Genomic DNA, 14055 nt, shown 5'->3' with positions numbered 1-14055 from the left:
GCTGTCAGTGATGACGGCGCCGGCCGCGCAGGCCGGCAATCAGAAGGAGGAGGCGCTGGCCGATTCGGTCCGCGTCGCCCTCGCCAACAGCATCAAGGATGCGACGCCGCCACGCATCACCTTCCGCAACGACGCCGAACGGCTGCGTTACGAAGGCTGGCTGGCGCAGATGTCGGCGCGCCTCAAGCGCAAGCTGCCCGACGAGCAAACCCGCCACGAGTTCCTTGCCACCGTCTGGTACGAATCGCGCCGCGCCGGGCTGGAGCCGGGCATGGTGCTGGGCCTGATCCAGGTCGAATCGGCGTACCGCAAATACGCGGTCTCGCTGGTGGGCGCGCGCGGGTATATGCAAGTGATGCCGTTCTGGACCAACGTGATCGGCGACCGCGACCGCAGCGCCCTGTTCAACATGCAAACCAACTTGCGCTACGGCTGCGCGATCTTACGGATGTACATCGACATGGAGGGCGGCAACCTCTACCTCGCGCTGGGCCGTTACAACGGCAGCCGAGGGCGGCCGCAATATCCGAACGCCGTCCTCACGGCCTGGAATAACTGGAAATAACCCTGCTACACCAAAAAACATTGGGGTCAGTGCCGACATTCGGACATTGGGGAACTTTTGCGTCCAAAAAGAGTTCCTTTTTTTCGCCAAATGTCCGAATGTCGGCACTGACCCCGGGGTTTTTTTACAGTATCAGGATGCCTTGGAGCGACGAGATGTTTGCCGCGTCGGACCAGCTGCCGAGCAGGCGGCCGGCGCCGTCGAATTCGAGCAGTTGCCGTCCTTTGCCGCCATTGGCGGGGCCGTGGCCTTGCCAGTTGGCGACGATCAGACGTCCGTCGTCCAGCTGCTGGAATGTGGCATAGAAAAACGGCGCGACGTCGTCCGGCACCTCGCCTTCGCCGCCGAAGGTGCCGAGCAATTCCCCCTTCGCGTCGAAGCGGGCCATGAACCCGCCGTAGCCGGCCGAGACCAACGTCGTGCCATCCGCGCATTGCTCCGCCTTCCACGCGTGAACGAAGCCCGGCGCCCGCAATTGGCGCACGGCGTTGAGCGCGCCGTCGGTTTCCAGGATGTGATCGTTCATGCATAGCAGATAGCCGCCGGCGGCAGTGCGCCGCATCAGCCGGATGTAGTCGCCGTCGCGGCGGGCCGTGTGTGTCAGCGTGAAATCGCGGTCCAACGTCAGCACGTTGATGCCGCCGGTGCCATCGAGGTTGTGGCCCGTCACCAGGGTCGAGCCATCGTCCAGCCGGCGCACGGAGGTGACGTCGCTCCAGCGGTCGCACGCGGCCAGCACTTCGCCGGTGCCGATCCGCAGCTCGAGGAATCCCCGCTCGAAGCCGATCATAACGCGGTCGTCGTCAAGGCGCTGCATGTCGCGCGCCAGCGGAAAGTCGGCCAGGTCGCGCGACCATACCGCGCCCGCGCGCGTGGTGTCGATCAGCGAGATGTGCTGGCGGCCTTCGTCGATGGCGAGCAGTCTATGTGTCAATGTCATATGTCCTCGTTACCAGTAAGGTTCCCACGTGCGGCTCAGGCGCACCAGGGATTCGAAATAGAAGTAGTCGCCCCAGATGCAGCTCTCGTCGATGCCGATGCGGTGCGGCTTGTGATAGACCGCGTGCCGCAGCAGCCCGCCGCCCGGCGCGCCGTCCGTATTGGCATAGTGCTCGGACAGCTGGCCCACGGTGCGCAGGGCGGCGGCCTCGTAATCGGCGCGCAGCGGGTCGAGCAGCGGCAGGTTCTTGGCCAGCTCCAGCAGGCCGCAGGCGGCGATGGCGGCGGCCGAGCTGTCGCGCTCCTCGCCGCCCGACGTGAAAATCAAATCCCAGTAGCAAATGCCGTCTTCCGGCAAGCGGTTCAGATAGTAGTTGGCCAGCACCTTGGACAGGTCTAGCAAACGCGTGTCGCCATTGTGGCGGAACACCAGCGGGAAGCCGGAGATGCCCCATGCCTGGCCGCGCGCCCAGCACGAGTCGTCGGCGTAGCCCTGGTGCGTTTTGCCGTGGCGGGGCAGCCCGGTCGCGGTGTCGAAGAAGAAGGTGTGGAAGGTCGAGCCGTCCGGCCGCACGATGTGGCGCGCCGCCGCTTCGATATGCCGGTCGGCGGCCTGGCGGAAGCGCAGGTCGCCGCTGTGCCCACTGGCCCAGTACAACAGCGGCAAATTCAGGTTGCAGTCGATGATCATGCGGCCGCTTTGCTCGGGGTCGTTCAAGTCGCCCCAGGCCTGGATGATGCCGGCGCGCGGCTGGTAGCGCTCCAGCAGCAGATGGGCCGCGCCCATGGCCGCCTCGGCCGCGATGGTGCTGCCGGTGAGCTTGTATGCCGCCACGCACGACAGGCTGTACAAAAAGCCCAGGTCGTGGTGGTTGACGTCGATCTTTTCGGCCTGCCGTCGGTGGAAGCCGAGTACGTGGCGTGCGGCCACGTCGCGGTAGCGCCGCGCGCCGGTCGCTTCGTAGGCCAGCCACAGCATGCCGGTCCAGAAACCGTTGGTCCATTCGATATTGCCGATGGCCGGGTAGACGCCGGCGATGCTCGACGGCGCCGGAAAGTCGTCGCCGAAGTGGGCCAGGTTGCGGTCGATCGACGCCAGCGCCTGGTCGAGCGCGCGCGTCAGCATTCGCCGGCTTTGCTGGTCGGGCGGCGTGGCGCCTTGCAGCGGTTCGATGACGGCGGTGTTCAGGGATAAGGACATAAGGTTTCCTTGATGATTACTGAATTTTTTGCAGCGGTTCGGAGCTCGCGTCGACACCGGGCTTGCTGGCGCTGCGGCGCGGTATTTCCGCCGGCGTCGGTTCCAGCGCAAAGGCCGACAGCACGAGGAAGACCAGTCCCAGCCCCGCCAGCACCAGATAGGTCGACGGGAAGCCGATCAGGTCGTAGCTCTTGCCGACCATCGGCGACAGGATCGCCAGCCCCAGCGAGTGGCCGAAGCTGACGCCGACCATGTACAGGGTCGAGGCCAGCCGCGTGTCGAAGTGGTGGGCGATGTAGCGGAACACCGACACCACCAGTATCGGCAACTCGACCGAGTGCAGCATCTTGAGCACCGAGATCGACACCGGCCCGACGGCGAAGCTGGAGCCGCCGATGCGCAGCATCATGATGCAGCCCGCCAGCATCAGGCCGTTCTTGGCGCCGATGCGCTTGACCAGGATAGGCGCCAGGAACAGGCCACCCGCCTCGATGAAGATCTGCGCCGAGTTCAGGTAGCCGAACATGGCCGCGCCCATTTGCGGGGTCGGGAACAGCGAGGCGAAGTAGCTGGGGAATTGCTGGTCGAACACCAGATACAGATTCGTCACCCCCAGGATGAACACCATGAAGCGCCAGAACTTGGGATCGCGCAGCAGGCCGAGCGCGTCGCCCAGCTTGACCTTGTTGGCTTCGGTAACGGCGCCGGTGTCGGTTTCGGTGCGCCACACCAGCAGCATGGCGATCATCAGCAGGCCGGCGCCGGAGGCGATGAAGAAGTTGATGCCGGGATTGATGTTGAACAGGCGGCCGGTCAGCATCGCCGCGCTGGCGAAGCCGAGCGAGCCGCACAGGCGCACGCGGCTGTATTCGAAGCCGTAGCGGCGGCCGATGCGGTCGACATACGATTCGATCGCGTAGCTGCCGGCGATGAAGGTCACGCCCAGGTACAGGCCGCCGATGGCGGCGCCCAGCAGCAGATTGGCCTTGAGCAGCGGCGCGTAGACGAACATGAAGAACAGCCCGCACATGGTGCACAGCGCGCTGACGGTCCACAGGATGTGCTTGCGCATGCCGACCTTGTCGGAGATGAAGCCGTAGACCGGCTGCGAGCACATCGCGGCGATGAAGTTGGCGGCGAACACCACGCCGGCCTCGGCGCCGGACAGGTGCAGCGTGTTGCGCAGCCACAAGGTCAGCAGCGAGATGCTCATCGCCTGCGCGAAGAAGTAGACGAAGACGAAGACGCTCAGGAAGCGGAAATGCGATTGGGTCGGGGTCATGGTTGCGCCTCGGGCGTGATCCAGATGGCGATACCGCCGGAGGCGGATAGCCTGGCCTCGATGACACTGGCGGCATCGACCGCGCGCCGCTCGATGCCGACGCGGGTGGCCGTCGGTGCGGCGGCGTCATCGGCATACAGGGTCGCTTGATATTTCCTGCCCTTGTCCAGGAAGCTCAGCGGAATGTTCACCGTGCGCGCATCGTTGTTGGTGATGGCGCCGATGAACCAGTCGGCGCCGCTGCGGCGCGCGACGGTGACGGATTCCCCCGGCTTGCCCGAGATCACCTTGCTCTGGTCCCAGCTCACCGGAATCTTGTCCCAGAACGCCAGCTCCGGCTCGTTGTTTTCCATTTCGGGACGGTCGTACCAGTACAAAGTCTGCAAGGGGCTGTAGTAGATCGCCGCCAGCGCCAGCTGATGCGCGTGCGTGGTCTTGATGCGTGGATCGAAGTAGCAGATCGTGTAGTCGGCCGCGCCGGCCAGGTAGCGGGTGAACGGCAGCACCGTGTTATGCGTCGCGTCGGGCATTTCCTCGTTGCCGCGCACGCCTTCGGAGGTCAGCAGGTTGGGCCAGGTGCGCTGCTCGCCGGTGGGGCGCCAGTCATCGTGGATGTTGACCATGATCCGGGCGTCCGCCGCCTGCTGGATGGCCTTGTTGATCCACGTCGACCAGCGGTGCGAACCGACCTGCACGAACCCGAACTTCACGCCTTTTACGCCCCAGTCCTTGTAGGTCTTGAACAAGCTGTCCGACTGCGTCAGCAGCGCCTGCTGGTTGACGTAGAGCCAGATGCCGACGCCCCGGTCCTTGCCGTACTTGATGATCGCCGGCAGGTCGAAGTCCGGGATCGCCACCTTGGTCGCGTCCGAATCGAACGAGAACGCTGGGCCGTACCATTTCCAGTCGAACAGCACGTATTGCAGTTTGTGCTTGACGGCGAAATCGATGTTGGCCTTGGCGGCGGCGGTGGTCTGCGTCATCACGCGCATGATCTTGCCCGGCTTGATCCAGTCCGGCTGGGCGATCTTCGACGGCGGATTGAGGTTGAGGATGAAATGGCTGTTGTCGGCCAGCGCGCCAGCCGATTCGGCGACCATGATGCCGCGCCACGGCGTGGCGAACGGCGAGATCAGGTCGGCCGGATCGTGCATCGCGGTAACGATGGTGTTCGGCTTGGTCTTGCTCAGCTTGAACTTGGTGCGCGAGTAGTCGACCATCTGCGCTTCGAGCAGCGCGACGTGGATGCCGCCGAGCAGCTCCAGCGTCAGCGGACGTTCCGCTTCGTCGGGCCAGTTGGCGAGGTCCAGTTTTTTGTACGGCGCCTGCGCCCAGCCGGCGAACCAGGCTTTGGTTTCCACCGGCAGGGTGAACTCGGTGTTTTCCTGGGTGACGCGGTAGTAGCTGCCTTTGGGGTTTTCCGGAAACACGAAGCGGAAGGCGGCGCCCTCGTTGTAGGCGCGCACTTCCAGCTTCATCGCGTAGTCGGGATTGTCGTCCTTGACCAGGTTCACGGTCAGCTGGTTGTAATTGTCCGGGATTTCGGCTTGTTCGCCGTGCAGGGGTTTCCAGCTGGCGTTGTGGCTGGTGGTGCTGTTGCCGGTGATGGCCAGATTGTCGAACCATTTCTTGTGGCGATCGATGTTGAGCGCCATCGAGCTTTCGGACAGGTGGTTGTCCAGTTGCAGGTCCAGCAGCGAATCGAGGATGACGGGCTTGTGCTTGTAGTTGACGCGGTAGTACAGCTGCCGCCCGCCGGTGGCCGTCGTGGTTTGATAGAAGATGTACTGGAGGTTTTTGTCCGGCGACCGGACCGTGGCCAAATGCTGCTGCTGCGCCGCGTGGCTATGAGCCGCGGTCGCAAGCAGAAAAACCATGATTAAATGCGCGAACACTTGTTTCGTGCATGATGCCGGTGTTTTCATAATGTCTCGTTTATAGTTGTCTTATGGATCGATTGTAGACCGTCAAGGCTCGCTTGCGATCAGATTGAGCACCTCGTAACACGCGCCCATCGTGTGGTAATCCGTCTTGCCGGCCTGGCTCTTTTGGTTGCTGAGCTTGGCGTTCGACGGACTCAGCACCCGATACCACGCGCCATGCTCGTGATCGACAAAGTGCTCCCAGCTATACGCCCAGATCCTGTCATACCAACCCCAATACCTTGGATCGCCGGTGCGCTCGGCCAGCATGGCCGCCGCCGCGAAACTCTCCGCCTGCACCCAGAAATACTTGTCGCCGTCGCAGATCTCGTCGGCCGGACCGAAGCCGTAGCAAATCCCTCCATGCTGCGCATCCCACGCCTTGCCCAGCGCGATGTTGAACAATTGCGCGGCGCGCGGCGCCATCCACTCGACCTCGCCGTCGAGCGCCACCGGATGCCGTTCCAGCTGCAACAGCAGCTTGGCCCATTCGGTCAGATGCCCCGGTTGATAACCCCACGGACGGAAGATGTTGCTCTTGTCGTGGCGGTTGTAATCCCAGTCGACCGACCAGTCGGCGTGATAATGTTCCCAGATCATGCCGCCGGCCAGCCCCCCCTGGCGCATCGTGATGTTGCGCGCCAGGGTCACGGCGCGCTGCAGGTAATGCGTCTCGCCGGACGCCTCGAAGGCGGCGATCAGCGCCTCGCAGGCGTGCATGTTGGCGTTCTGGCCGCGATACGGATCGAGCACGCGCCAGTCGGCGCTGGCCTGGTCGGCGTACAGCCCGTGCTCGGGCTGCCAGAAACGCTTCTCCATCAGCTCGAACGTCTCCTTCATATGGGCGCGCGCCTCGGTGATGCCGGCCGCCAGCGCCTGCGCGTACGCCAGCAGCACGAAGGCCAGGCCGTAGCAATGGTTGTCGCCGTCGGTGACCTGCTTTTTGCCGCCGCGCCACGACAACTGCCACGCATAGCCGCCGGTGCGCGCGTTGCGGTGGACGTTGCGCAGGAAGGCGACGCCATGGTGCAGCGCCTCCAGATAGGCCGGGTCGCGGAACTGGCGGTAGGCTTTGGCATAGTTGAAAACGAAACGCGTGCTGCTGACCAGGTGCCGCGTGTGGCGGTCGTAGACGGTGCCGTCGTCAAGGAAGAAGTGGAAGAAGCCGCCGCTCGGGTCGATGCAGCGCGGATGGTAGAACCGCATGGTGTGCGCGATGTGCGAGAGCAGCATGTCGCGCGAGCGAAAGTCGGGATGCATGGTCCGGTTCTCCTTAGCGGGTGGGGGGCGTGGCGTTGGGCCAGGCGGCGATGCGGTAGCGCGTGCGCCACGGTTGTTCCGGACTCAGCGCCACGCCGAGCCGGTCGGCCAGCGGATGGCGGGCCGGCGCACGGGCGACACGGCCCAGGTCGAACAGGCTGTTGACCGGCTCGGCGCCGATCGCCAGGTGACGGCTCATCCACGGGTAGTTGATGCGGCCGGCGTTGCTAATCCACAGCATCAGGTCCGGTAGTTGCGCTGTGTCCCACCACATGCCGAGGAAGGCGTCGTAGTCGAGGTAGTGCAGCGCGAACGGCGGCGCGTCGCCGGCGCCTGTCAGTGTGCTGACCTGCATCAATTCCTCGGTCGGCATCGTCAGCGGCAGCCGCGCCAGGTCGAGCGCGCCGTCGACGCCGGCCATGGCCGACAGCGAAGCGGAGCGCGCGTCCGGCACCAGGCGCGACACGGCGCCCGGCGCGGCGGTCGGATAGCTGTGGATGCCGGCGTGCTCGCCGAGCACCACTTTGACCCGTCCCGGCGTCGGTGGAACGCGAAAGGTCGGATGCAGGCCGACCGGCGCCCGCGACGCGCGGCGCGACCAGATGCTCAAACTGATATCGAGCGCGGCGGCGCGCGGATCGACCGCGATCACCCGCTCGACGCGGGCGATGGCGCTGTCGGCCGGGTAGTCGATCGCCAGATGCACGCGCTGCGGCGTGGAGTCGATGCAGTGCCAGTGGTGATTGGCCGCGTAGCCGTGCATCCAGCCGTCGCCGCCGGCCTCGTCATCGTCTGCGGTGCGCCGCCAGCCGGCCGGCAGCGCGCCGGGATCGTCGGTGCGGCCGAAGGGCACGCACGGCCATTCGCCGCGCATGCGCCGCAGCAGGCCGGGCAGGGCGGACGCGCCGGTGGTGCTGGCCCATGGCGCCACGTGCATGATGTCGAGCTCGCGCTCGTCGTCGAGCCGCAGGCTGACCGGGCCGAGCATGCCGCCCAGCGCCTGCACCTCGGCGCTGCCGAAGTCCCATGCCAGTTGCCAGGCGCGGCGGCTTTCGTTGTCGCCCCGTTCGGCCATGCGGTTCGGGCCGTTCATCGCGCCAGCCATCCGCCGTCCACCGGCAAGGTGATGCCGTGCACGTAGTCGCTGGCGCGGCCGGCGAGGAACACCGCCGCGCCGGCCAGGTCGTCCGGCTTGCCCCAGCGTCCGGCCGGGATGCGCGCCAGTATCGCCTCGGAGCGCCGGGCGTCCTCGCGCAGCGCGGTGGTGTTGTTGGTGTCGAAGTAGCCCGGCGCCAGCGCGTTGACGTTGATGCCCTTGACCGCCCATTCGTTGGCCAGCGCCCGCGTCAGCCCGGCCAGCGCGCTCTTGCTGGCGGCGTAGGCCGGTACGCGGATGCCGCCCTGGAACGACAGCAGCGAGGCGACGTTGATGATCTTGCCGCCGTGGCCCTTCGCCATATGCCTGGCCACCGCCTGCGACAGGAAGAACACGGAGCGCAGGTTGGTGTTCATGACGGCATCCCAGTTTTCCTCGGTCACATCGAGACTGTCCGCGCGGTGGATGGTGCCGGCGTTGTTGACCAGGATATCGAGCTGGCCGTTGAAGGCGATCGCCTCGTCGACCACGCGCCGCACCGGCTCGGTCGAGCCGAAATCGGCCCGCGCGAACAGAAAGCGGCGGCCCAGCGCCTGGACTTGCGCGGCGGTGTCGTCGGCGGGGCTGCGGCCGGCCGCGACGATGTCGGCGCCGGCGCCGGCCAGCGCGATCGCGATCGCCTGGCCCAGGCCGGTGTTGGCGCCGGTGACCAGCGCAGTGCGGCCGGCCAGGTTAAACAGTTCGGACATCGATGCTCCTTATTTCAGCTGACAGATATCGAGCACGTTCATGTCGGTGTAGTCGAGGTTTTCGCCGCCCATGGCCCAGATGAAGGCGTAGTTGGCCGTGCCCGAACCCATGTGGATCGACCATGGCGGCGAGACCACCGCTTCTTCATTGGCGACGATGATGTGGCGCGCCGAATCCGGCTCCCCCATGAAGTGGAAGATGCGTTGCTGCTCGTCGAGATTGAAGTAGAAATAGACTTCGGAGCGGCGGTCGTGCAGATGCGGCGGCATCGTGTTCCAGACGCTGCCGGTCTTCAGTATCGTCAGGCCGAGCAGCAGCTGCGCCGACTTGCACACGCCGGGAATCACGTACTGGTAAATGGTGCGGGCGTTGGATGTCTCGGCGCTGCCGCGCTCGAGCGGAACGGCCTGGGCGTGGGTGATCTTGGTCAGCTCGTGGCGGGCGTGCGCCGGCGTCGAGGCCAGGTAGAAGCGTGCCGGATTGACCGGGTCGACCGATTCGAACGTGACCTCGTCGCTGCCCATCGGAATGTACAGGCCGTCGAGCGGAGCCATGTCGAACACCCGGCCGTCGACGGTGACCTTGCCGGCGCCGCCGGCGACGTTGATCACGCCCAGTTCGCGGCGCGACAGGAAGGGCTGGCCGAGCGCGGAGACCGGCTCGGTGTGCGTCGGCAGCTTGATCGCCCCGCCGACGGGCGCGGCGCCGCCGATCACGAAGCGCTCGTGATGGCAGTAATTGAGCTTGATCCGGTCGCTGACGAACAGGTTGCTGATTAAATAGCGCTCGCGCAGCTGTTCATTGCTTACTTGCGTCATCATGTCCGGATGCGTGGCATGAAATATTTTTTCGTACATCTAAGTCTCCTGAAAATGAATTCTACTGATATCTGTTATCGATAACAAGTATAATGGCATACTCGTTTGAAAAGCAACGCGCAGGATGCCGGGGACCGTGGTTTTCGGAGTCCGGCTTGATCAACTTGAAGATTGATTCGTGAGGAGTGGCCTGTTGAAATCCGCTGTCGCCCTGTTTCTTAGCCTGTGTTCCAGCCCGTGCTTCGCTGCGGAAGCCTCGGCCGCCGCGCAGCCGCCGTCCAGCCAGCCGTGGGTCGCCGACCTTGGCGACGGCCGGTATCAAAACCCCATCCTGTATGCCGACTATTCCGATCCGGACGTGATCCGTGCCGGGCAGATGTTCTACATGACGTCCTCCAGCTTTAGCAACGCGCCCGGACTGCCGCTGCTGCAATCGTCCGACATGGTCAACTGGGAGCTGGTTGGGCACGCGCTGCCGAAGCTGGTGCCGGGGGAGGTGTTCGCCAAGCCGCAGCCGGGCAAGGGCGTGTGGGCGCCGGCGCTGCGCCACCACGCCGGCAAGTTCTGGATCTTCTATCCGGAGCCGGATTTCGGCGTCTATGTGATGACGGCGCAAAACTTCGCCGGTCCGTGGAGCGCGCCGCATCTGCTGCTGGCGGGCAAGGGCATCATCGATCCGGCGCCGCTGTGGGACGACGACGGCAAGGCCTGGCTGGTGCACGGCTGGGCCAAGAGCCGCTCCGGCATCAACAACATCCTGACCTTGCGCCGCATGGACGCGGACGCCCGCAAACTGCTCGACGAGCGCGGCAAAGACATCATCAATGGCGACAAGTTGCCGGGCTATCACACGGTCGAGGGGCCTAAGCTGCACAAGAAGGATGGCTACTACTACATCTTCGCGCCGGCCGGCGGCGTCGAGCATGGCTGGCAGTCGGTGTTCAGGTCGCGCGACATCGAAGGACCGTACGAGGACAGGATCGTCATGGCGCAGGGCACTTCCACGATCAACGGGCCGCACCAGGGCGCGTGGGTGGATGGGGTGGACGGGCGCGACTGGTTCTATCATTTCCAGGATCGGGGCGCATATGGGCGGGTCGTCCATTTGCAGCCGATGCAGTGGCGCGACGGTTGGCCGGTGATCGGCGTGGACAAGGACAACACCGGTGTCGGCGAGCCGGTGCCGACGTTCGCCAAGCCGGCCGGAAAGGATCGCGGCATCCTGGCGCCGCCGACGGGGGACGAGTTTGGCGCCGGTCCGCTCGGTCTGCAATGGCAGTGGAATGCCAATCCGGCGTCCAACGCTGTCGGCGGCTGGTATTCGCTGAAGGCGCGGCCCGGCTTCCTGCGGCTGCCGGCCTTGTCCGCGCCGGAGGAGGGCAGCGCGCGCGAGGTGCCATCTGTGCTGACGCAGAAGTTTCCGGCGCCGGTCTTCGCGGTCGAGACGAAGATCGAGGCGCGCGGCGCCGATCTTCAACGGGCCGGACTGCTGGTGCTGGGGATTCGGTATGCGTGGCTGGGCTTGCGTCAGAGCGATGGCGTGACGCGGCTGGTGCTGTCCACCTGCGAGGAGCCGGCGCTGACGTGCAAGGAGGTTGTCGAACCGTTGCGTACCGTGGGCCGCGAGCCTGTGTATCTGCGCGCGGAGGTCGGAGATGGCGCGCTGGTGACGTTTTCGTACAGCCTGAACGGCAAACAGTTCACGCCGGCGGGCAAGCCGTTCCAGGCGACGGTGGGACGCTGGGTGGGCGCGCAGGTCGGCCTGGTCAGCACACGCTGGCCGTTAACCGGCAAGAAGCCAGTATCCCACTCGTATATCGACGTCGATTACTTCCGAGTCACACGTTAACGTGATAGCATCGGCGGCGGAGTAGTTATCGATAACATGACATTAAAAATCAGGAGACCCGCGTGTTCAAAAAGATTCTAGCGGCGGCAGCCGTGCTGTGGTGCGCCTCGTCCTCGGCGCAGGTGCAGGTATTCCCATTCCCCGAGCAGATCAGGTACTCGCACCACAGCGACGACTTCACGGTTCGCGTGCGCACCCCTGGCGGGGTCTGGCAGGACCTTTACGAATATAAGGTCAAAGTCGACCTCGACACCCAAAGCACCGCGTCGATGGTCTACTTCAACTTCGACGGTCCGGTGGAAGTGGCTGTGCAAAAGAACAACGGCCGCTTTTCTAACGTCGCGATTCGTCCGGACGCCAAGGGCATCAAACCGGTCATCAAGGGCCGGACCGCGTTCTTCACGCTGAACCGCCCCGTCAACCTCAGCATCGAATTCGACGACGACCGCCTGCATAACCTGCACCTGTTCACGCACGCGATCCGCAAGGACATGCCCAAGCCGCCGGCGCGCAAGTCCAACGAGGCGATCGGCAAGGGCGAGACGCCGGACTTCACCCAGCCGGTGGTGTACTTCGGCCCCGGCGTGCACGATGGCGATTTCAATCTGCGCTCCAACACCACCGTGTACATCGACGGCTCGGCCATGCTCAAGCGCCCGCTGATCATCAACGGCGTGCAAAACGTCAAGGTCGTCAGCGATGGCCTGTTCGACAGCGTCGATATGCTGACGATCAAGGATTCCAAGAACGTGGTGATCGACGGGCCGATCTTCTTCAACCAGACGCACGGGACGATGCGCTGCATTACGTCGCAAGATATCGAGGAGCGCAACATCCGCACCATCGGCGGCGGCAAGTGGTCTGACGGGCTGGGGCATTTCGCCTGCGAGCGCGTGACGGTCGCCGACAGCTTCATCCGCACGTCCGACGATTGCATCACCTTGTATAACCACCGTTGGGACATTTGGGGCAACACGCGCGACATCGTCGTCAAGGACTCGACCTTGTGGGCCGACATCGCGCACGCGGTCATGATCGGCATCCACGGCAACACGCCGTCGCCGGCGCATCCGGAGCCGGAGGTGCTGGAACGTATCCGCTTCAGCAATATCGACATCCTCGATCACGACGAGGACGACCCCGAGTACGAGGGCGCGATCGGCATCATGGCCGCCGACGACAATCTGGTGCGGGACGTGTTGTTTGAAGATATCCGGGTGGAGCGCATCGAGGAGGGCAAGCTGTTCAACCTGCACATCGCCTTCACGCCTAAATACAATACGAGTCCCGGGCGGGGCATCGAGAATGTCACGTTGCGCAACATTCATTTTTCAGGCAACGGCTCGCCCGGCGCGTCCGTGATCTACGGCTACGACGAGACGCGCAAGGTCAGGAACATCACCATCGACAACGTGACGGTCGGCGGCCGCAAGATCAACGGCGCCGAGGCGAACGTGCTCGATATCGGCAAGTTCGTCGAGGGCGTCACCTTCAAATAAAGCGCGATGCGATGGGATGCGGTGGGGCGGACAATCGTGCATTTTCGTTGGGAGAGCGGGGTTGCGTGACCTGACGAATTGATGCGGCACAATCCGCGCCACATTTTAGCGATCTATCCTGAAGGTTATCCTCCCCGACGAAGGTGACTTACATGGCAGATCCAATCTCTATCAAAGATTGCGAAGACAAAAAGCTATTTGACCAATCCATCAAAGCGTTAGAAACCCAGCTAGCGAACGTGGGAGCGCACGTAACCATCGAATCAGGCACACGGCTCGCCTACGCCCGTGAGATCAAACTGATGGCAAGAAAATTGGAAGCTGATGCGCACGCAGGAAAAATTAGCTGGGACGATGCGGCTAAGCAGGCGCAAGAAACCAGAAACCTGATCATGGAGATTTTTAGGAGGCAAAGCACGCCGGTAGGCAGAGCGATGGCGCAAAAATTCAAAGTGTCGGGTTACTCGTTAAATGAGTCGGTCGCGCGCCACACGTCCCTTCACTATGGAAAAGAAGCGATGTTCAAGAACCTTACGTCTGGTAAGAAGGACAAGGTGTACGCCTCGATAGTTAAATCGGCTGGAAAGTCCAATCAGAAGATAAGCGCAGCCCTGTCGCGCCTCTCGTATATCGGGCGCTCCTTGATCGTGATATCTCTCGGGATATCGGCATACAATATTGCAACATCGACCAACAAGCTTTCGACGACGAGGGCGGAACTTTTGGCAACTGGCGCAGGTATCGGGGGAGGGATCGCTGGCGGTGCCATGGCGGGACTTGTCTGCGGCCCCGCCGCGCCCGTTTGCGTCACAATGGGCGCGTTTGTGGGAGGCGCGCTGGCATCTTTCGGTATCGGCTTCTTTTAGCAGGAACA

12 protein-coding genes are annotated in these 14055 nt (G+C 63.9%); 4 read left to right on the top strand and 8 right to left on the bottom strand.

Going from position 1 to position 14055, the window contains the following annotated elements:
- The first annotated feature begins 10 nt into the window (after positions 1 to 10).
- Positions 11 to 565: a lytic transglycosylase domain-containing protein gene (locus BMX85_RS11180; RefSeq protein ID WP_090317726.1), complete on the top strand. Its 555-nt coding sequence runs from the start codon at positions 11 to 13 to the stop codon at positions 563 to 565.
- A 124-nt stretch (positions 566 to 689) separates the two neighbouring features.
- On the opposite strand, the gene BMX85_RS11175 is transcribed toward BMX85_RS11180, so the two are convergent.
- From BMX85_RS11175 to kduI, 8 genes are all read right to left on the bottom strand, one after another.
- Positions 690 to 1505, bottom strand: a complete 816-nt coding sequence (locus BMX85_RS11175; RefSeq protein ID WP_090317160.1) for a hypothetical protein — start codon at positions 1503 to 1505, stop codon at positions 690 to 692.
- A 9-nt stretch (positions 1506 to 1514) separates the two neighbouring features.
- Positions 1515 to 2705: a glycoside hydrolase family 88 protein gene (locus BMX85_RS11170; RefSeq protein WP_090317157.1), complete on the bottom strand. Its 1191-nt coding sequence runs from the start codon at positions 2703 to 2705 to the stop codon at positions 1515 to 1517.
- Between the two features lie 16 nt (positions 2706 to 2721).
- Positions 2722 to 3987, bottom strand: coding sequence for an oligosaccharide MFS transporter (locus tag BMX85_RS11165; RefSeq protein WP_090317154.1), 1266 nt, complete (start codon positions 3985 to 3987; stop codon positions 2722 to 2724).
- Entirely contained in the window at positions 3984 to 5864 is a 1881-nt protein-coding gene (locus BMX85_RS11160; protein ID WP_090317723.1) for a glycoside hydrolase family 97 protein, read from the bottom strand. The genes BMX85_RS11165 and BMX85_RS11160 overlap by 4 nt, the downstream gene beginning before the upstream one ends.
- 90 nt (positions 5865 to 5954) lie before the next feature.
- The gene (locus BMX85_RS11155) at positions 5955 to 7169 is read right to left on the bottom strand and encodes an AGE family epimerase/isomerase (RefSeq protein WP_090317151.1); all 1215 of its coding nucleotides are present in this window, start codon (positions 7167 to 7169) and stop codon (positions 5955 to 5957) included.
- A 13-nt stretch (positions 7170 to 7182) separates the two neighbouring features.
- The gene (locus BMX85_RS11150) at positions 7183 to 8274 is read right to left on the bottom strand and encodes an aldose epimerase family protein (RefSeq protein WP_143067947.1); all 1092 of its coding nucleotides are present in this window, start codon (positions 8272 to 8274) and stop codon (positions 7183 to 7185) included.
- Positions 8259 to 9014, bottom strand: a complete 756-nt coding sequence (gene kduD, locus BMX85_RS11145) for a 2-dehydro-3-deoxy-D-gluconate 5-dehydrogenase KduD (protein ID WP_090317145.1) — start codon at positions 9012 to 9014, stop codon at positions 8259 to 8261. Before kduD ends, BMX85_RS11150 begins: the two co-directional genes overlap by 16 nt.
- A 9-nt stretch (positions 9015 to 9023) precedes the next feature.
- Positions 9024 to 9872 carry a 5-dehydro-4-deoxy-D-glucuronate isomerase gene (gene kduI, locus BMX85_RS11140; RefSeq protein ID WP_090317143.1) on the bottom strand — a complete coding sequence of 283 codons (849 nt, stop codon included), beginning with the start codon at positions 9870 to 9872 and terminating at the stop codon, positions 9024 to 9026.
- A 154-nt stretch (positions 9873 to 10026) separates the two neighbouring features.
- On the opposite strand from kduI, the gene BMX85_RS11135 reads away from it, so the two are divergent.
- The 3 genes from BMX85_RS11135 to BMX85_RS11125 all read left to right on the top strand — a co-directional run bounded on the left by BMX85_RS11135 (position 10027) and on the right by BMX85_RS11125 (position 14047).
- Positions 10027 to 11682, top strand: coding sequence for a glycoside hydrolase family 43 protein (locus tag BMX85_RS11135; protein WP_090317141.1), 1656 nt, complete (start codon positions 10027 to 10029; stop codon positions 11680 to 11682).
- 62 nt (positions 11683 to 11744) lie between these two features.
- Positions 11745 to 13181, top strand: a complete 1437-nt coding sequence (locus BMX85_RS11130) for a glycoside hydrolase family protein (protein WP_090317138.1) — start codon at positions 11745 to 11747, stop codon at positions 13179 to 13181.
- Positions 13182 to 13333: 152 nt separating this feature from the next.
- On the top strand, positions 13334 to 14047 hold the full coding sequence (locus BMX85_RS11125) for a hypothetical protein (protein WP_090317135.1): 714 nt from the start codon (positions 13334 to 13336) through the stop codon (positions 14045 to 14047).
- Positions 14048 to 14055 lie beyond the last annotated feature (8 nt).

Origin of the sequence: Duganella sp. CF517, from assembly GCF_900110275.1 — a bacterium.
GTDB lineage: Bacteria > Pseudomonadota > Gammaproteobacteria > Burkholderiales > Burkholderiaceae_D > Rugamonas.
The sequence above is the reverse complement of the archived record's forward strand: the minus strand, read 5'-3'. Positions and strand labels throughout refer to the sequence as shown.